This is a genomic window from Streptomonospora sp. PA3 (assembly GCF_009728995.1).
Taxonomy (GTDB): Bacteria; Actinomycetota; Actinomycetes; order Streptosporangiales; family Streptosporangiaceae; genus Streptomonospora.
In genome coordinates this window covers 265,175-282,123 of the sequence record NZ_VTZW01000009.1, presented here as the reverse complement: position 1 = coordinate 282,123, position 16,949 = coordinate 265,175, and the positions used below count along the sequence as shown (strand labels likewise).

Genomic DNA, 16,949 nt, shown 5'->3' with positions numbered 1-16,949 from the left:
GGCACCACGGCGGCCGCCGCGTGCGGCCGCCGTCGGTGTGCGCACAGGCCCCCGACACGCCGCACGCCCCGCTGCGCACCCGGATTGGGACGTTCGAAATCGGCGCCGCCGATCGCCGCAAACCGCCCTTCGGCCGACCGGGAACCCGATAAAGTTCGGACTGCCGCATCCCATCCCATGCAGTGAGAGAGGCACCCCCGTGTCCGAGAAGGTTCGGTTGATCTGCCCCATGGGCCGCAAACGGGCGGAACTGTGGGGCGGTGCGGCTCTGGCCGCCGCGGGCGCGGGTGCCGGAGCGGCGGGCCTGTGGCTGCCGGCCGTCCAGGGGCCGGCGCGCTGGGCGGTGGCCGCGCTGGGCGCCGCGGCGCTGCTGGCCGGGCTGGCCCTGCTGTGGGACGGGTTCCGGCTGCGGGTTCCGGTCCTGGAGGTCGAGGACGGCGAGTTCCGCTACACGCGGGGCCGCTACATCGTCCGCATCCCCTTCGCCGACGTCGGCTCCTACTACGTGCTGCCCGGGCGCACCCGGTCGCTGGGCCTGTGCGACGTCACCGGCCGCCCGCGCCAGTTCCCCTCGGTCGAGGGGCGCCGCGCCAGCCGCCCCTACCTCCCGCTGACCGGGCTGACCTCGCCGGCCAAGGTCGACGCGTTCATGAGCACCGCGGGCATCCCGCCGCGCGACCGCTCGCTGACGTCGGGGCGCTGAGGACGCCCGCCGCGGGCGGATCCGGCCCAGACAGCGAAGCGGGCCGTGTCCGGCGGACACGGCCCGCGTTTGCACCGCGGGGCCGCGGCCCCGCCTCAGCGGGTGCCGCGGACGCCGGCTAGGAGCTGAAGTCCAGGCCCTTGGCGTCCTCGCCCATGGCCGTCTCGAGGACCTCGGGGTTCTCGGCCAGCCAGGCCTTCGCGCCCTCGGTCTCCTCGCCCTCGTGCTCGGCGATGACGACCTGCTCCAGGTCGCCGATCTGCTCGCCGTCGAGCTTGAAGTTGCCCAGCCAGTCGGCGACCTTCGGGAAGTCCTCGGAGAACCCGGGACGGCCGACGCTGTGCAGCGACTCGGGCTCGCCCATCGCGCCCTTGGGGTCCTCCAGGTCCTTGAGGTCCTCCTGGGCGTAGATGATGTGCGGACGCCACAGCGTCACGACGATCGGCTTCTCGTCCTTGATCGCCGTGCGCAGCTCCTCCAGCATCGCCGGGGTCGAGGACTTGACCAGCTTGTACTCCTCACCGAGGCCGTAGGCGGGGATCGCCTCCTCCTCGGTGGTCTGCACCAGGCCCGAGCCGGACTCGATGCCGATGATCTCGCCGTTGAACTGGTCGGCGTTGCCCTTGAGGTCCTCGATGGAGTTGATGTCCTCCATGTAGGAGGGGACCGTCAGCTCCAGGCTGGCGCCCTCGTTCCAGGCGCCCAGGTCCTCCAGCTTGTCGCCGTACTCGTCCCAGTAGTCGCCGTGGGTGCCGGGCAGCCAGGTGTCCAGGAACAGGTCGATGTCGCCGTTGGCCGTGCCCTCGAAGACGGGGGCGACGTCGACGTTCTTGATCGTGACGTCGTAGCCCTTCTCCTCCAGGACCGCCTTCCACAGGTGCGTGACGGCGATGTCCTCCTCCCAGGGGATGAGGCCGATGGTGATCTCCTTGTTCGCGGCCTCGTCACCCCCCTCGGGGCCCGTGGACACGCCGCCCTCGGCGCCTCCACCGCAGGCGCTCAGCATCAGCGCCAGCGACGCGGTCGCGGCGCCGACTCCGATCAGCTTGGTGGAGCGTTTGCGATCGCTCACGATTCCTCCTCTTGTGCGGGTGTTTCCAGGGGTGCCCCGCCGCCGCGGGCGGCGGCGGGGCGGGGGATGGGGATCAGGCGGACGCGCGCTGCGCGCGGGCCGCGGGGGAGAAGCGGGTGACGGCGCCGGTCAGCCGGTCCAGGAAGATGGCCAGGATGACTACGGCGATGCCGCCTTCGAAGCCCACCGGGACGTCGCCTTGGGCGATGCCGGTGTAGACGTCGTTGCCCAGACCGCCGGCGCCGACCATGCCGGCGATGACGACCATGGACAGGCTGAGCATGATGATCTGGTTGATGCCGGCCATGATGGTGGCCAGCGCGAGCGGCAGCTGAATGCGCCGCAGGATCTGCCAGTCGGGTGCGCCGAACGCCTCGCCCGCCTCGACCAGCTCCTTGTCGACCTGGCGGATGCCCAGCTCGGTGAGGCGCACGCCGGGAGGCATCGCGAAGATGACGGTCGCGATGACGCCGGGCACGATGCCGATGCTGAAGAAGGCGATCGCCGGCAGCAGGTAGACGAACGCCGGCAGGGTCTGCATGAAGTCCAGCACCGGTTTGGCCGCGTTGCTGACGTGGCGGCTCTGGGCCGCCAGCACGCCGATGGGCAGCGAGATCGCCACCGCCACCAGCGTCGCCACCAGGATCAGCGCGAGGCTGCTCATGGCGTTCTCCCAGCTCTCCATGCTGATGATCAGCAGGAATCCCAGGATGCTGAACAGGGCGACGCGCCACCCGGCGACGACGAGGGCGATCGTGGCCAGCAGGGCCGCCACGATCAGGGACAGCTGCACGCCGACGATGAAGTGCAGCGCGAGGATCAGCAGCAGCACCCCGGCCGAGACCCCGGCGAGCACCCATTGGCGGCGTTCGCGCGTGGCCGTGAAGCTGATGGCGACCAGCGCGACCAGCAGCAGCAGCGCCAGGACCAGCGGCGGGTAGACGTACTCGGCCCCGAACAGGTTCATCGCCCACAGGAACAGCGGCGCGGGCAGGGCGGTGATCACCCCTGCCGCCAGGCCCGCCGACACCTCGGCGACGTAGAAGCCGGCCCACACCGCCACCGCGATCAGGGTCGGGACGTAGCGCTTGCGCGCCAGCAGCCCGCCGGCGGTCACAGCGGCGGCCGCCAGCGTGAACTGGGTGGCAGAAGGTGCACTGAACAGGGCGAACAGGGTGTCGACGCACGTCTCGATGATGAGGCCGATGAAGTCGAAGACCGCCTGGAAGTTCACCCGCAGCCAGTTGATCGCCGCGTCGAACGTCTGGCCGACAGGGATGCGCGGCACGGGAACGGCATAGGACGTCAGGCTCACTGCCGGCTCCCTTCGGTGGCGGGGGCGTCGTCGCCCCGGTCGGACTCGGTCTGCGCCGCGCTCTGCGGCCCCTCGTCGGCGGTCTCGCCGTCGGCGGCCGCCTCGGTGCCGGGCGCGGACTCGGCGGCGTCCCCGGACGCTTCGGCGGCCGGCTCGGCCTCCCCGTTGTCGCCCACGCTCGACGCGAGCGCGGCGAGCAGCGTCACGCGGGGGATGACGCCCACCAGCCGCTCCTGGTCGTCGACCACGGCGAGGGGGTAGGAGCTTTCCGCCGCCTGGCCGAACATGTCGGCGACGGGGGTGTCGGGATGGACGCGCTCCACCCCGGTCTCGACGATCCCGTCGATCTCCTTGGCGTTGTCGCGCACGGCCTCGCCGATGGCCGTCTCCCCCACCGCGCCCACCAGCCGGCGGTTGCGGCGGACCACGAACGCCCAGGGCGTCTGGTTCTCGCGCATGGTGCGCAGCGCGGCGCGCGGGCCCTGGCCGGGGTCGACGACGGGGATGGGCGCCTCCATGACCGAGGAGGCGGTGAGCACGCGGGTGCGGTCGACGTCCTCGACGAACTGGGCGACGTAGTCGTTGGCCGGGTCGTTGAGGATCTCCTCGGCCGTGCCGATCTGGGCCACGCGGCCGTCGCGCAGCACGCAGATCCGGTCGCCCAGGCGCATCGCCTCGTTGAGGTCGTGGGTGATGAAGATGATGGTCTTGCCCAGCGACTCCTGCAGCTCCAGCAGCTGGGACTGCATGTCGCGCCGGATCAGCGGGTCCAGGGCGCTGAAGGCCTCGTCCATCAGGATGATGTCGGTGTCGGCGGCCAGCGCCCGCGCCAGGCCGACGCGCTGCTGCATGCCGCCGGAGAGCTGGCCGGGGACCTTGAGCTCCCAGCCGTCCAGGCCGACCAGCGCGAGCGCCTCGCGCGCCTTGGCCTCGCGCTCGGAGCGGGCCACACCGCGGACCTCCAGGCCGTAGGCGGCGTTGTCCAGCACGGTGCGGTGGGGGAACAGCGCGAAGTGCTGGAAGACCATGCTCACCTTCTCGCTGCGCAGCCGGCGCAGGCCCGACTTGCCCAGCTTGGTGATGTCGGTCCCCTCGATCTCGACCGAACCGGCCGTTGGGGGCAGCAGCCCGTTGAGCATGCGGATCAACGTGGACTTCCCGGAGCCCGACAGGCCCATGACCACGAAGATCTCACCGGGCTGCACCTCGAAGGAGACGTCGATGACCGCGGCGGTGACGTTCAGCGACTTGATCTCGTCGCGGTGCCGGCCGTCCGCCAGCAGTTCGACGGCCCTGCCCGGGCGTCTGCCGAATATCTTGTAGAGCTTGTCTGCGCGTACTGCTGGCACGGTCTCCTCTTTGACTCTGTCCGGGGGCACGCGGGAAGTGCGAGCCTCGCTGGCGCGTCCCTCCGCGCGCCTGGGCGATGCGCGTTCGGATTACCTTCAGTGACTGGACTGCGCCGTCCGCCCTTCGGAAGGACCCCGCCGGATCGGGGCGCTTCCACGCGCGTAGCCGTGTCCTCACCGCTCTTTAAATCCCATTTATGGCGATACGAACCATACAGACGAACTGCGAAGACTTGCCCCCGGCATCGTCACGGAGAGATAACACGTTTACCGTTGGCGGGGACCCGGAAAGCGGACGTGCGCACCGGACTTGGGCGCGCGCGGACGCCCCGAGTGTGATTCGCACCACATTCCATTGCGGCGTGACAGGCACCACAATTTCTGCGTCTTGGCAGCTCAAAACGGCTACACACAGGCCGTTCGCGTGTGAGTACCGTGATTCGCCGCCACGGCCGGTGTAGGTGCGATGAGGGTGCCGTCCACAGCCCCGAGCGCCCCTGGGCGCGCGAAGGGGACTCGCATAGAGTCGTAGGGGTGACGCACTCACGGATAGTCGGCTTCCTCACCGTCGCGGCGATGCTGGCCGCGATGTGGGTGTTCGAGATCATCGACACCGTCCTCGGGGGCGCGCTCGACATCGTCTTCGGGTTGCGCTCGTGGACGGTCGACAACGCCTGGACCGTGTTCACCGCCCCCTTCATGCACGCGGGCTTCGGCCATCTGATGAGCAACTCGGTGCCGTTCCTGGTGCTCGGCGCGCTCGTGGCCTTCGGCGGGCTGTGGCGGTTCCTGTGGACCACGGTCATCGTGGTCCTGGTCAGCGGGGTGGGCGTGTGGCTGCTCACGGGGCCCGGCGCGCTGACCGTGGGGGCCAGCGGGCTGGTCTTCGGCTACTTCGGGTACACGGTCCTGCGCGGAATCGTCGAGCGCCGCACTGTCGACATCGTGATCATGATCTGCGTCGTCCTGTTCTACGGCACGCTCATCTGGGGAGTGCTGCCCCAGCAGACGGGAGTCTCCTGGCAGGCGCACCTGTTCGGCTTCCTCGGCGGGCTGTTCGCGGCCTACGTGCTGCCCAAGCGCCGCCGCCAGGCCGAGGTGACCGGGGGCGGCGGCGGGTATCCGCGCCCCGGCGGGTACGGAGGCGGATACGGGGGATACGGCGGCGGGTACGGGACTCCGCGCTTGTAGGCGGGCCGGTGCCGGCGGCGCCGAAGGCGGCGATCGCGGACGGCGTATCGGTGCGGTGCTCGTAGGCGGCGAGACCGGCGCGGCGGCCGGTGCGGTGCGCTTGAGGTCGAGTGCACTCCACCTTCTAGCATCGCGACCATGACCACACAGCACACCGCGCAGCGCCCGATCGGATCGGGCTTCTCGGCCCGGACCACCGCGAAGGAGGTCCTGGAGGGGATCGACCTCGGCGGTCGGCTCGCCGTCGTGACCGGCGGCTACTCGGGGCTCGGCCTGGAGACCACGCGCGCCCTCGCCGAGGCGGGCGCCCACGTCGTCGTCCCCGCTCGCCGCCCGGAGGCCGCCGAGGAAGCGGCCGCCGCATTCGCCGCGCAGGCCGCCGGCGGCGTCGAGGTGGACGAACTCGACCTCGCCGACCTCGACAGCGTCCGCGCCTTCGCCGACCGGTTCCTCGCCTCGGGGCGGAGCATCGACATCATGATCGGCAACGCCGGGATCATGGCCTGCCCCGAGACCCGCGTCGGCCCCGGCTGGGAGGCGCAGTTCGCCACCAACCACCTCGGCCACTTCGCCCTGGTCAACCGCCTCTGGCCGGCCATCGCCGACGGAGCGGGCGCCCGCGTCGTCTCGGTCTCCTCCCGCGGCCACCACCGCTCCCCGATCCGCTGGGACGACATCCACTTCGAGCGGGGCTACGACAAGTGGGAAGCCTACGGGCAGGCCAAGACCGCCAACGTGCTCTTCGCCGTCCACCTCGACGCGCTGGGCGGAGACCAGGGAGTGCGCGCCTTCTCCCTCCACCCGGGCGGCATCCTGACGCCCCTCCAGCGCCACCTGCCCAAGGAGGAGATGATCGCCGCCGGCTGGATCGACGAGCAGGGCCGCCAGATCAACCCCAGGTTCAAGACACCCGAGCAGGGGGCCGCCACGCAGGTGTGGGCGGCGACCTCCCCGCAGCTCACCGGGATGGGCGGGGTGTACTGCGAGGACTGCGACATCGCCGAGCCGGTCGAGACCGGGGACGCGAGCACGCTGTCGGGGGTGCGCACCTACGCCATCGACCCCGACGAGGCCGCCCGCCTGTGGCGGCTGTCGGCCGAACTGACGGGAGTGGACGCGTTCGCGCGGTAGGGGCCGCTTACGGGGCCGTCCCTACCCGTGCGCCGAGCCGCCCTGCTCGCCCATCCCCCACCGGAAGTTCTTGAACGACCGCGACGGGGTGGGCCCGCGCTGGTTCTGGTACCGGGACCCGTACTGCGCCGAGCCGTAGGGGAACTCGGCGGGAGAGGTCAGCCGGAACATGCACAGCTGTCCGATACGCATCCCCGGGTAGAGCTTCATCGGCAGCGTCGCCACGTTCGACAGCTCCAGGGTCACGTGCCCGCAGAACCCCGGATCGATGAAGCCGGCCGTGGAGTGCGTGAGCAGCCCCAGCCGACCCAGCGAGCTCTTGCCCTCCAGACGGCTGGCGATGTCGTCGGGCAGCGCGACCACCTCGTAGGTCGAGGCCAGCACGAACTCCCCGGGATGCAGGATGAACGGCTCGTCCCCGTCCGGCTCGACCAGCCGAGTCAGCGCGGGCTGCTCCACCGCGGGGTCGATGTGGGGGTACTTGTGGTTCTCGAACACCCGGAAGTACCGGTCCAGCCGGACATCCACACTGGAAGGCTGGACGAGCCCGGGATCATACGGATCGATCTTGACCCGCCCGGACTCGATTTCAGACCTGATGTCGCGATCGGAGAGCAGCACCCTCCAGAACCTACCGCCTCACCCCACCGGCCCCCGCGCCGAGCACCGGTTACCCGCTCCCCCGCAACATCCGGTAAGCTGTCCAACGTCGGCGGAGGCCCGAGACCCTCTGCAGCGACGCGGATGTAGTTCAATGGTAGAACTTCAGCTTCCCAAGCTGATAACGCGGGTTCGATTCCCGTCATCCGCTCTGTACGAAAAACAGCCCTGACCTGCGGTATCAAATCGAACAGGCAGGGCTTTTTGCATGCCGAGGGTGCACGCGAGGGTGCACCACCTCGCCGCGGCGGCCCGCTGTGCAGACTCCATCCCGTCATCCGGCCCCATAGCGAGGGTGCACCAGGGTGCACGGGCACAGGAGCGCCGGCCCCAAAGGCGGTCGGCGCCCACCCGGAGCACCCTCGCAAAACGGCCACATTCCCCGATCGCCACAGACGGCGACCGCCATGAGGCATCCCATCGGCCGGCCATCTCGTCGCCGTAGTTGCGATCCTCGGTCGCCGCGGACGGGCCGCCGCTGACTCGTGGCAGATCAGTTCTTCCCTCGGCGGACGTCCGTCCCGTGCTCGGCGAACGCCTTGAAGTCTTCCATGTGCTGCTGCGACTGCTTGCGGAAAGAACCAGGCGCCACAAGCGCCATCAGCCGCACCAGCAATCCGTCGAATCCGAATTCGCTTTCGCTCTCCCACAGCGTGGTGTCCGGACCGGCTGCGATCAGCCGGTCGCGCTGGGCCTGCCACATGCCTTCGCCGACGATCTCGCGGTCGTAGTGCACGACGACTGAGCTGGGGATGTCGTGCAGGTCTTCAGGTTCCAGACGGGTGATGGTCTCGGTGGCCTCCATCCTCTGCTTCCCCATTTGAAACACGACTCGCGAGGTGGTGCCGACCCGGCCGTGCGCTCCGTCCACTGGCTCGTGCAGTACCAGGCCCCGCAGCCACTTCGGCATGTGCGCCGGGTCCGCGAGCATCTGGAGCACCTTCTCCCGCGGCAGGGCGATCTCGATCGAGGTGGTGTACTTCATCAAGCGCTCCCTTCAGGGGCGTAGAAGGCCGTGGTGGCCTTGACGGCGGCCGCCGGGGACCGGGATGTACGCCTGTCCTCGGGGCGACTCCGTGTCCAGGGCATCGAGCCGCTGATCCCACAACCCGCGAAACCGGTCCAACCACCTCGCTTAACGACGTCGGGTCGACGGCACAAAACCGGCGGGCCCCTCGGCCCGGACCGACGCGGCCCCGTTCTCACGCAGAACGCGAAGATGCTGGGGAACGGCCGGTTGGGACAGTGCGGACGCAAACTGGATCACGTCCGTGATCGCCCAGAGGTCTGCTCACCCTCGGCGAGGAGCCCCAGACTGCGCAGACGCACCGGGTCGCCGAGAACACCAATCGCGTGCACGAACTTAAAGTATGCCGGGCCGGGCTTATAAAGCCAGGGCCGGTACTGCCCGCGTCCCCAGTGGCGCTGGAGTCTTCATGTGGATGCGGCATGTGAAGCGCAGAGACCGGTAAATTTCGACGCCGCTCCCTCGCACGGCGATCCGTGATCGGCTGCCAAGCATGACTCGCAGCGCTCACGGTGAAGCTGGACGCTGCTGCGGTACGTCTCGGCGCGGCCGTACGCGGGGTGCGCAGGTGCAGGTCCTATGACCTTCCAACCAGCACTGCTCGCCGACGCCTTCTTCCGCCGCGCCGGCACGCTGGAATCCCTCACCGAACAACGCAACAGGCGGCGCAACATCCCCGTGCTGCGCTACGGGCTGGGCACGATGTTCTTCCTCGTCCCCCGGGCAATGGCGGCGGGGCGCGGCCCGGTCACGCTCGTCGGTCATTCGGGGGCAACTGGCACGTGGCCTTTTCACTGCCCCGAACTCGATGTCCACCTGGTCGGCACGGTCGACCAAACCACCGGGCGCGCTGCCCCCTTCCAGCTCATGGCGCGCTGTCTGCACATCTGGCGGAGGTGACCGGCCGAGGTAGTCGGCGGCGATACTCCTCTGGCATCAGAGTCAGGCAGAAACCCCTCATTCCGTTCTGCGACGCCCCCTCGCGTCAGCGAGCATCCACGGGGCGGCCCTGGCCGGGGCCGGCATGGCGGGGCTCATTCCCCGCCGCCGTCGCCTCCGTCACCGCCGTCGCCTCCGTCTCCGATCTCGGTCCAGCCGCCGTCGTCCCAGTCGCCGCGGACGTCGCCCTCCTCCTCCGCGGCGTCGCGGTCTCGCACCGCGAAGGCCCATTCGGCCCGGTGAGTGTCCTGCACGCGGGCCGGGCCGCGCATCAGCGCCCCGGCGAAGAGCTGCACGGTGACCGGTCCGGCCAGCCGCTCGCCCCAGCCCTCAGCGGTGACGAACAGCAGTTGCAGGCGCCGGGCGGTCCCGCCGTCGCCCTGCCGGACGGGCGTGTCGAGATGGACGGTGCGCATCCCGTAGGTCCCGACCTCCTGGGTCCCCGGGAGCATCGTGCCGCTCAGCGCGAGCGTCGGGCGGTTCGCGGCGGCCCGGCGCCACGCCGGTCCGATGAGGCGCCGCCGGCGGATCTTGCGGCGCACGTCGAGCACGACGAGCGGCACAACCACCGCCAGCATGGCGAGCGGCAGGAGAAACCACGCGTTGCGCAGAGCGAAGGGGGAGCCCGCCGCCGTCGCCTCCAGGGCGGAGTCGACGGTGGCGGCCAGCCCCACCGCCGGGAGGAGCACCATAAGCAGCGCCTGAGTCCCCCACCGCCACGGCGAGGTGCCCTTCTGCCCGGCCTTGCGCGCGGCCTCGAAGCCGTCCCCCTTCGGCGAGAGCGGCATTTGGCGACCGAGGGCCGGGCGGCTGACGCTGATCGAGTAGCCGTCGAGGCTCGGTTCGAGGGGCACTCCGCTGGTCTTCACCTCGACGTCGACCTCGACCGCGGGCTCGATCCCGGCCTCCGCGGCCGTCGCGTCGAAGGCCCAGGCCGCACCGCCGGCGGCGCCGACCCGAACGGGACCGCCGACCTGCTCCCCCTCGAACAACTCCAGGACCACCGGCCCCGCCAGGTGCTCGGCCGCGCCGGGCACGAAGAGCAGGTGCAGGACGGGCAGGACGTCGGGGTCCCGCGTCCGCACGGTCCGCACCACGTGCCGTCCCGCTGCGCGGGTCCCCGGCACGAGGTCGGCGTGCAGCACCCTTGCCGGTTGGCGCCGGGCGGCCCGCCGCCAGGTCGGTGCCGCGCGCAGCCACTTCAGAATGAGCCCCGAGCACAGGAGGAGGAGCACCGGGAGCGCGGCCGCCGCCGCGGCGACTCCTACCAGCAGGCCCAACCCGATGGCGAAAAGGCCCATGAGAGGGGCGGCTGCGGCGCCGCCCGCACCCGTCGCTCCGGTGCCCGAGAAATCGGCGGCGAAGGCCACGGCAGCGGCGACCGCGATCACCACAGCGGTCTCCACCAGCAGCAGCGCCGTACCCCAGTAGCGCGGTGAGGCGAGGCCGGCGCCCGCCCTGCGCGCATCGTGGAAACCCTTGTCCGTGCGGACGCTTACGCCCCGGTTGGCCACTGCGCAAGTTTACAGCGGCTCCTTCTCCGGCTCCGGCGCCGCGGGACGGCTAGCGGCCCGGCGGCCGGGGCAGGGACACCCACCGGCCTCCGCGCCGCCGGGCGCCGGCCGAACGGCTCCGGTCTGAGGAGGCGGCGCTCACTGAGCGGTAGGCGAAGCCGTGTCCGGCTTGCGGCCGACGCCGCACAGGAACACGCGCTGGTCCTCGCTCACGCCCACGGGGCCCTCGGGTCGCCATTCGGGGAGGTGGCAGACGCCGAATTCGTCGAGCTCCAACCCGTCGAAGAAGGCTGTGATCTCGGCGCGGCTGCGGAACCGGCCGCTGCCCAGGCTGGTGAGGACGATCTCCTCGCTGGCCCGGGCTTTGGCCTGTACCCGCTCCCCGAGGGGGCCGGACAGGTCGGAGCCGTCGTAGAAGTGGCTCAGAGCCAGCATCGACCCCGGAGCAAGGCGCTGCAGGTAGGCCCGCACCAGCGCGTGCGGGTCGTCGGCGTCGTCGAGGTGGTGGATGATGCTGATCATCAGCAGACCCACCGGGCGGGACAGGTCCAGCAGGCGGCGGGTCTCGGGGGCGGCGAAGACCGGCTCGATGTCGCGCAGATCGGCCACGACGACGCGGGTGGAGTCGTTGTCCTCGAGCAGGGCGTGGCCGTGGGCGAGCACGACGGGGTCGTTGTCGACGTAGACGACGCGGGCCTCGGGGGCGATGCGCTGGGCGGCCTGGTGGGTGTTCTCCATCGTGGGCAGCCCTGCCCCCAGATCCAGGAACTGGGTGATGCCCGAGCGGGCCATGTGCCTCACCGCGCGGATGAGGAAGTCGCGATTGTCGCGAGCGACCAACCGCGCCTGGGGGACCGAGGCCATGATCGATTCGGCGATTTCGCGGTCGACTGCGTAGTTGTCCTTGCCGCCGAGCACCGCATCGTAGACCCGCGCCACCGTGGGCGTCTGCGGGGGATGCGGCGGCGGGACGGGGACGTCGCTGGTCATGTGTCGAGTCCCTGGGGTCGTGGGCTGGGGATTGGGGTTCCGGTTGCCGACGGGGCGGCGCGGCGGCCTCCGCGATCGCCGACGGATGCAGGCGGCCGATGGGCGCGGTGCGGGACGGCGACTGCGGCAAAGGATATCCCGCCGCCGACGGCATTTCCGAGAGCCCGGTGGCGCCGGGCGGTGGCGGTGTATTCCGCGGGTCACCTGGACAGGGCCCCACCGGCCGTGTTGACTGTCTGTCGATTCGCAGCAACTCTCCGCACCCGCCGGACGACCGTACGTCTCCGGACGGTCCGGCTGCGAACCATCTACGGTTTCCGGGCAGACGGGGGCGTGTGACTATGGGTTCCGCGCCCGATGCGAAGTCGGTGCTCCGAAGTTGGGCCTACGAAAGCCTGCGCGACGAGGAGGCCGTCGAGCGTGCGGCATCCGTGGTCGACATGATGCTCGCGTCCGTCGCGGAGATGACGGGCGTCGAGACTGCAGAGCTCGACCAGCGGGTCACCAGGTTGACCGTCACCTCAGGCACGGGTGAGACCAGGTCCATGAAGATCAACCATGGCCCCATCCCGATCCCGCACGACTGCCACATCACGATCGAACTCTGCTGGCCGTTTCCGGACGAGCAGGGCAACATCTACTGCCTGCAGGTCGAGCTTCCGTGGCCGTGCCCGGACGACACCATCACCATCCCGCCGATCTTCTAGGAATGGCCGCGACCCATCGTCGGCCGTCGCGGCGTCACCACACCCAGGCGACGCACCCGTTCCAGGCCGCCTGAGCCGGCGGTGCGGGCGGAGCGGCGCGGGCGCCCAGCCCGCTGGCTGCGCGGGGCCTTTCTTGCAGCCGCGGCCCAAGGGGGCCGATCTCGGTGCCGGGTGTGCCCGGCAGGCCGCTCTTCAGGCCGCTTCTCACGCCCGGTCCATGAAGAAGAAGTGCTCCGCCCAACTGCCGTTCTTGCCCCAGAACAGGATCGTCAGTCCGCCGTTCTCGGCCCAGAAGCCGGCGTTCTCGTGCGGGCCGCAGCCGGCACCGCTGGTTATCGGCGCCGTCGACTCCGTTCCTGTCGTTGGTGCGGAACAACTCGAAGCTCCACGTGCAGAATCCGTCGCTGGTGGTCATCGAAGCGGTCGAGCCTCCCTCTTCGATGACCAGGGAGTAGTCCCGCGGGGTCTGGTCGGGAAAGGTGCCGTGCGCCACCCAGTGACCCGCAAGCTCCGCGGGCCAGGTCACCTCTTCGAGCTTCTGCAGCCCCTGCTCACCCGAGTCCTCGGGCGAGGGCGGCGAACTGGGCGAGGGAGTCGGCGCGACCTCCAGTTCGGCAGTGCATCAACGCCGGTGTGCTCGACGAGATACGCATCGACCTGGTGCCCCTCCTCATCGGCGAGGGCGTCCGATACCTCGACGGCATCACGCGCGACGGCGTCCGGCTCGACCACCTGGAAACCGTGCAGGGCGACCGCGTCACGCATCTGCGCTACCAGGTGACCTACAACTGACCCCGCCGGATTGCGCCCGCGCCGGCAACACCCTCGAAGAAGACCCGAGACTGATACTCCCGCTGTAGCCGGTAACCCGGCTGGCCGAAGAGGGTGTGCGTATGCAGGCGGCCGCTCCGGCTCCCGCGTCGAGGGAGTCCGTAGGGTCACTCTCGGCGCCGAGCGTGGCCCCACGGACTCCCTCGACGCGCCTCGTGCCGCGGTTGGCACGCCCCGCCGGCGCCGCACACCGGGGCGGCGCCGGCGGGGCGGGGCCTGTTGCGGTCGGCGGAGCGGCCGAACGCAGACCGTCCGGGGCCGGTGCACTAGCCCGACACGGATGCGGCCATCAACGTCGCCGCCGCCGCGCCCGCGAAGAGGGCGCCGAAGACGATGGCCAGGACCGGGCCTGTCGCGGTCCGCCATGCGCCCCCGACCGCGAACACGGTCGGGTCGTCGCGGTGGTAGGTCACGTCGACCTCTCGACCGGGTTCGTGCAGGGGCGCCGACGGGGTGTCGTGCGCGCGGCGGTGCACCTGTCTGCCGTCGGGCAGTTCGAACCGGACCGCGTAGGGGAAGACGCGTTTGGGCCCGGAGGATTCCGATCCGCGGCGGGTCTCGGTCCAGGTCTGGGTGACGACGCCCGTCGTGGTGACCGCGGTGCGCCGCCGCCGCAGGGCCGCTGCCAGACGGTCGGCTCCCCCACCGATACCGGCCGCTCCCACCGCCGCGAGGAGCAGGACCGCGCCCGCGAGCACGGCCCGGTCGTATCCGGCGCTGCCGGCTTCCAGGGCGGACGCCGCGAACACCAGCGCCGCGCCTCCCGATGCCGCGAGGAGGAGCGTCGCGGCGACGAGCGCGCGGATGCACCACGTCCGCAGCGGCGAGGACGGGGCCGCGCGGCCTCCGGCCCCGTGCAGGTACGGGTTCTCCGCGATCGCGGCGTTGTCGGGTTCCCGCGGGTCGAACACCACGGGCAGGGTCCACCCCTTCATGGGAACGATTCCGCCGAAGCCCGCGGTGAACCACCGCTCGTACCGGTTGCCCTGCGCATCCGCGTAGCGCAGCAGAAACGGCTGCTCGATGCCCTCCCCCGGCTCCTGCGGCACCGCGGGCCGGACCTCGACCACCGTGGCCTCGGCCCGGACGCCGTGGACCTCGCGCCGGCGGCGACGGCGCAGGTCGAACACGACCAGCGCGACGAAGCCCACGAGGGCCGAGCCGGCCAGGACTGCCAGGACGATGTAGGCGACGGGCACGGGGAACCGCCTTCGCATTGAATCGCGCGCGGGGGAACGCCTGCGCACAGCACGATAGCGCCGCGCAGACCGGGGATCCCGGCCGTCCACAGGCCGGTCCCGGACAGGGGGCGGGGCACCGGCGGCGAACGGCGTCCTGGCCGACACAGACCCCATGGCAGTTACGGACGCCCCACGCCGTGGGTTTCGGCGGATACAGATCCCGGCACGGCGGGTCGGCCGGACACTTTCCGGGGCCTGTCGACGCTGATGGCGGTCACCCCCTCGCAATCGTCGCGAAAAGGGCGTATCGGGGTCCTCGTCGCGGGTGGCCGCGCAGTAACGGGACGTGTTCTTATGGTCTCCCACCGACATGACAGGACCCCCTCATGCCCCACGCCCTCTCCCCCGCGCGGGGCCGCCGCCGTGCGCGGGGATCCGGGGCGGGGCCTGCTGTCGGCGCTTGCGGACGCGGTCTTTCGAAGCCGGCGTCTGCCACCACCGCACAACCCCGCCCCCACCGTCGGCGCGGCTCCCCGCGCTCGGGGCGCTGCGCGCCGCCGAGCCGCCCGCGCCGGCTATGAGAGGAGAACGGCCCACATGGGACGGAACACCGACACGCCCGCAGAGGACGTGCCCCCCTCGGGATCCGCCCGGCGCGGAGCCTGGGCGGCGCTGCGCCCCCTGATCCTGCGCCTGCACTTCTACGCGGGGGTGTTCGTCGCCCCCTTCATCCTGGTCGCCGCCGTCTCGGGGCTGCTGTACGTGTGGACGCCGCAGATCGAGCAGGTCGTCTACGCCGAGCAGCTGCGCGTCGAGCCCTCCGGCGAGTCCCTCCCCCTGCGGGAGCAGGTCGACATCGCCCGAGACGAGCTTCCGGACGCGGAGCTGGACGCGGTGCGGCCGGCCACCACGGACCAGGACTCCACCCGGGTGCTGTTCGACGTGCCCGAGCTTGAGGGCAGCCACCGGATGACCGTGTTCGTCGACCCCCACGGCGGCGAGGTCCTCGGCGTGATGGAGACCTACGGCACGAGCGGCGCCCTGCCCGTGCGCACCTGGACCGACATGCTGCACCGCAGCCTGCACCTGGGCGACGCCGGGCGCCTGTACAGCGAGCTGGCGGCGAGTTGGATGTGGCTGGTCGCGCTGGGCGGCGCCGCGCTGTGGGTCTCGCGCACCTGGCGCGGGGACGGCCGGATGCGCCGTCTGCTGCTCCCGGGCGCCGGCACCTTCCGGGAGCGCTCCCAGACCCGGTCGCAGGATCCCGGCGCGTCCCCGGCCGCCCGGTCCCGGACCCGCTCCCCAGCCCGCTTCCGTTCCATGTCGGTGCACGGGGCCGTGGGCCTGTGGCTGCTGGTGGGCCTGCTGTTCCTCTCGGCGACCGGCATGACCTGGTCGCAGTACGCCGGCGCGAACATCGGCGAACTGCGGGAGCGGCTGGCCTGGAGCACCCCCGCGGTCACCACGGAGCCGCCGCCGGCCTCGCCGGACGCCGGCGCCGATCCGGCGGCCGGCGGAGGCGTCGGCGTGGACGCCGTGCTGGCCAGCGCGCGCGAGGCCGGGCTGGACGGGCCCGTCGAGGTGGTGGTGCCCGATGCGGCCTCTACCGACTACGTGGTCAAGCAGGTCGACCGCAGCTGGCCCACGCGGGTGGACTCGGCCGCGATCGCAGCGGACACCGGGGAGGTCGTCGACCTGGTCCGCTTCGCCGACTACCCGCTGATGGCCAAGTTCAGCCGGTGGGGGATCGACGCGCACATGGGCGTGCTCTTCGGCCTGCCCAACCAGCTCCTGCTGACCGCCCTCGCCGCAGGACTGATCACCGTGATCGTCATGGGCTACCGCATGTGGTGGCAGCGCCGCCCGACGCACGCGCGGGCACTGAGCGCGGGCCGCCCCTACCCGCGGGGCTCCTTCCGCGCGCTGCCGCTGCCCCTCAAGGCCGGCGTGGTGGTCCTGCCGGCGGTGTTCGGCCTGGCCGTGCCGCTGCTGGGCGCCTCGCTGCTGCTGTTCCTGGCGGTGGACGCCGTCCTGGGGTGGCGGGCCCGCAGGAAGCCCCCGCCCGATGCGAGCGCGGGCTCGCCGCGCGGGGACGCCCAATCGCGGCAGGAGGCCGCGGTGCCGCCCGCGTCCTAGACGGGATCCGCCGGGGTTCCGCGACCCCGCACCTCCCTCCCGGAAGCACTCGGCCCGACCCGCGTACCGGCCGGCTCGGTCCGCACTGCGGATCTCCGCATCCTTGGCGTGCGGAGATCCGGGATGTCCGGGCGGTCGTCCGCATTGGACGGCCGCCCGCGGCACCGTAGCGTCGTGGTCAGGGGCGGAGTCCGCCGAGGCGG

At 71.3% G+C, this 16,949-nt stretch carries 15 protein-coding genes and 1 tRNA gene; 8 read left to right on the top strand and 8 right to left on the bottom strand.

Annotation, left to right across the window (positions count from 1 at the left end):
• Positions 1–199 precede the first annotated feature (199 nt).
• Positions 200–703 (top strand): hypothetical protein, encoded by a 504-nt coding sequence (locus FZ103_RS09620; RefSeq protein WP_394350093.1) that lies wholly within the window; start codon positions 200–202, stop codon positions 701–703.
• A gap of 118 nt (positions 704–821) precedes the next feature.
• On the opposite strand, the gene FZ103_RS09615 is transcribed toward FZ103_RS09620, so the two are convergent.
• From FZ103_RS09615 to FZ103_RS09605, 3 genes are all read right to left on the bottom strand, one after another.
• Positions 822–1,775: a glycine betaine ABC transporter substrate-binding protein gene (locus FZ103_RS09615; RefSeq protein ID WP_394350092.1), complete on the bottom strand. Its 954-nt coding sequence runs from the start codon at positions 1,773–1,775 to the stop codon at positions 822–824.
• A 73-nt stretch (positions 1,776–1,848) separates the two neighbouring features.
• Complete coding sequence (locus tag FZ103_RS09610) at positions 1,849–3,084, bottom strand: proline/glycine betaine ABC transporter permease (RefSeq protein ID WP_156000952.1); 1,236 nt, start codon at positions 3,082–3,084, stop codon at positions 1,849–1,851.
• A gap of 2 nt (positions 3,085–3,086) precedes the next feature.
• Positions 3,087–4,406 (bottom strand): betaine/proline/choline family ABC transporter ATP-binding protein, encoded by a 1,320-nt coding sequence (locus FZ103_RS09605; RefSeq protein ID WP_394350098.1) that lies wholly within the window; start codon positions 4,404–4,406, stop codon positions 3,087–3,089.
• A gap of 567 nt (positions 4,407–4,973) precedes the next feature.
• Between FZ103_RS09605 and FZ103_RS09600 the strand changes: the two genes are divergently transcribed.
• Together FZ103_RS09600 and FZ103_RS09595 are read left to right on the top strand one after the other, a co-directional pair.
• A complete protein-coding gene (locus tag FZ103_RS09600) occupies positions 4,974–5,630 on the top strand; it encodes a rhomboid family intramembrane serine protease (RefSeq protein ID WP_186356068.1) in 657 nt (218 codons plus the stop codon).
• 138 nt (positions 5,631–5,768) lie between these two features.
• Positions 5,769–6,761, top strand: a complete 993-nt coding sequence (locus FZ103_RS09595; RefSeq protein ID WP_156000336.1) for an SDR family NAD(P)-dependent oxidoreductase — start codon at positions 5,769–5,771, stop codon at positions 6,759–6,761.
• 21 nt (positions 6,762–6,782) lie between these two features.
• Here the strand turns inward: FZ103_RS09595 and dcd are convergent, their stop codons facing one another.
• Positions 6,783–7,382 carry a dCTP deaminase gene (gene dcd / locus FZ103_RS09590; protein ID WP_186356067.1) on the bottom strand — a complete coding sequence of 200 codons (600 nt, stop codon included), beginning with the start codon at positions 7,380–7,382 and terminating at the stop codon, positions 6,783–6,785.
• Positions 7,383–7,501: 119 nt separating this feature from the next.
• Between dcd and FZ103_RS09585 the strand changes: the two genes are divergently transcribed.
• A tRNA-Gly gene (locus tag FZ103_RS09585) sits at positions 7,502–7,572 on the top strand.
• 342 nt (positions 7,573–7,914) lie between these two features.
• Here FZ103_RS09585 and FZ103_RS09580 read toward each other — a convergent pair.
• Complete coding sequence (locus FZ103_RS09580) at positions 7,915–8,406, bottom strand: SRPBCC family protein (protein WP_156000334.1); 492 nt, start codon at positions 8,404–8,406, stop codon at positions 7,915–7,917.
• A 621-nt stretch (positions 8,407–9,027) separates the two neighbouring features.
• Here FZ103_RS09580 and FZ103_RS09575 point away from each other — a divergent pair.
• Positions 9,028–9,348 (top strand): hypothetical protein, encoded by a 321-nt coding sequence (locus FZ103_RS09575; RefSeq protein ID WP_255429865.1) that lies wholly within the window; start codon positions 9,028–9,030, stop codon positions 9,346–9,348.
• Positions 9,349–9,482: 134 nt separating this feature from the next.
• Here the strand turns inward: FZ103_RS09575 and FZ103_RS09570 are convergent, their stop codons facing one another.
• Both FZ103_RS09570 and FZ103_RS09565 read right to left on the bottom strand, forming a co-directional pair.
• Positions 9,483–10,901, bottom strand: a complete 1,419-nt coding sequence (locus tag FZ103_RS09570) for a hypothetical protein (RefSeq protein WP_156000332.1) — start codon at positions 10,899–10,901, stop codon at positions 9,483–9,485.
• 138 nt (positions 10,902–11,039) lie between these two features.
• Positions 11,040–11,891 (bottom strand): SAM-dependent methyltransferase, encoded by an 852-nt coding sequence (locus FZ103_RS09565; protein WP_156000330.1) that lies wholly within the window; start codon positions 11,889–11,891, stop codon positions 11,040–11,042.
• A 335-nt stretch (positions 11,892–12,226) separates the two neighbouring features.
• Here FZ103_RS09565 and FZ103_RS09560 point away from each other — a divergent pair, with 335 nt between their 5' ends.
• On the top strand, positions 12,227–12,598 hold the full coding sequence (locus FZ103_RS09560) for a hypothetical protein (RefSeq protein WP_156000328.1): 372 nt from the start codon (positions 12,227–12,229) through the stop codon (positions 12,596–12,598).
• 633 nt (positions 12,599–13,231) lie between these two features.
• Positions 13,232–13,390: a hypothetical protein gene (locus tag FZ103_RS09555; protein ID WP_156000326.1), complete on the top strand. Its 159-nt coding sequence runs from the start codon at positions 13,232–13,234 to the stop codon at positions 13,388–13,390.
• Between the two features lie 305 nt (positions 13,391–13,695).
• Here the strand turns inward: FZ103_RS09555 and FZ103_RS09550 are convergent, their stop codons facing one another.
• Positions 13,696–14,628 carry a DUF3592 domain-containing protein gene (locus FZ103_RS09550; RefSeq protein ID WP_156000324.1) on the bottom strand — a complete coding sequence of 311 codons (933 nt, stop codon included), beginning with the start codon at positions 14,626–14,628 and terminating at the stop codon, positions 13,696–13,698.
• 579 nt (positions 14,629–15,207) lie between these two features.
• Between FZ103_RS09550 and FZ103_RS09545 the strand changes: the two genes are divergently transcribed.
• Positions 15,208–16,746, top strand: coding sequence for a PepSY domain-containing protein (locus tag FZ103_RS09545; protein WP_156000322.1), 1,539 nt, complete (start codon positions 15,208–15,210; stop codon positions 16,744–16,746).
• The last annotated feature ends 203 nt before the right edge of the window (positions 16,747–16,949 follow it).

Bases quoted from the DNA above. Each gene is read 5' to 3' on its own strand.
- FZ103_RS09595 (WP_156000336.1), top strand. From the start codon at position 5,769: ATGACCACACAGCACACCGCGCAGCGCCCGATCGGATCGGGCTTCTCG.
- FZ103_RS09580 (WP_156000334.1), bottom strand. From the start codon at position 8,406: ATGAAGTACACCACCTCGATCGAGATCGCCCTGCCGCGGGAGAAGGTG.
- FZ103_RS09575 (WP_255429865.1), top strand. From the start codon at position 9,028: ATGACCTTCCAACCAGCACTGCTCGCCGACGCCTTCTTCCGCCGCGCC.
- FZ103_RS09565 (WP_156000330.1), bottom strand. From the start codon at position 11,891: ATGACCAGCGACGTCCCCGTCCCGCCGCCGCATCCCCCGCAGACGCCC.
- FZ103_RS09545 (WP_156000322.1), top strand. From the start codon at position 15,208: ATGGGACGGAACACCGACACGCCCGCAGAGGACGTGCCCCCCTCGGGA.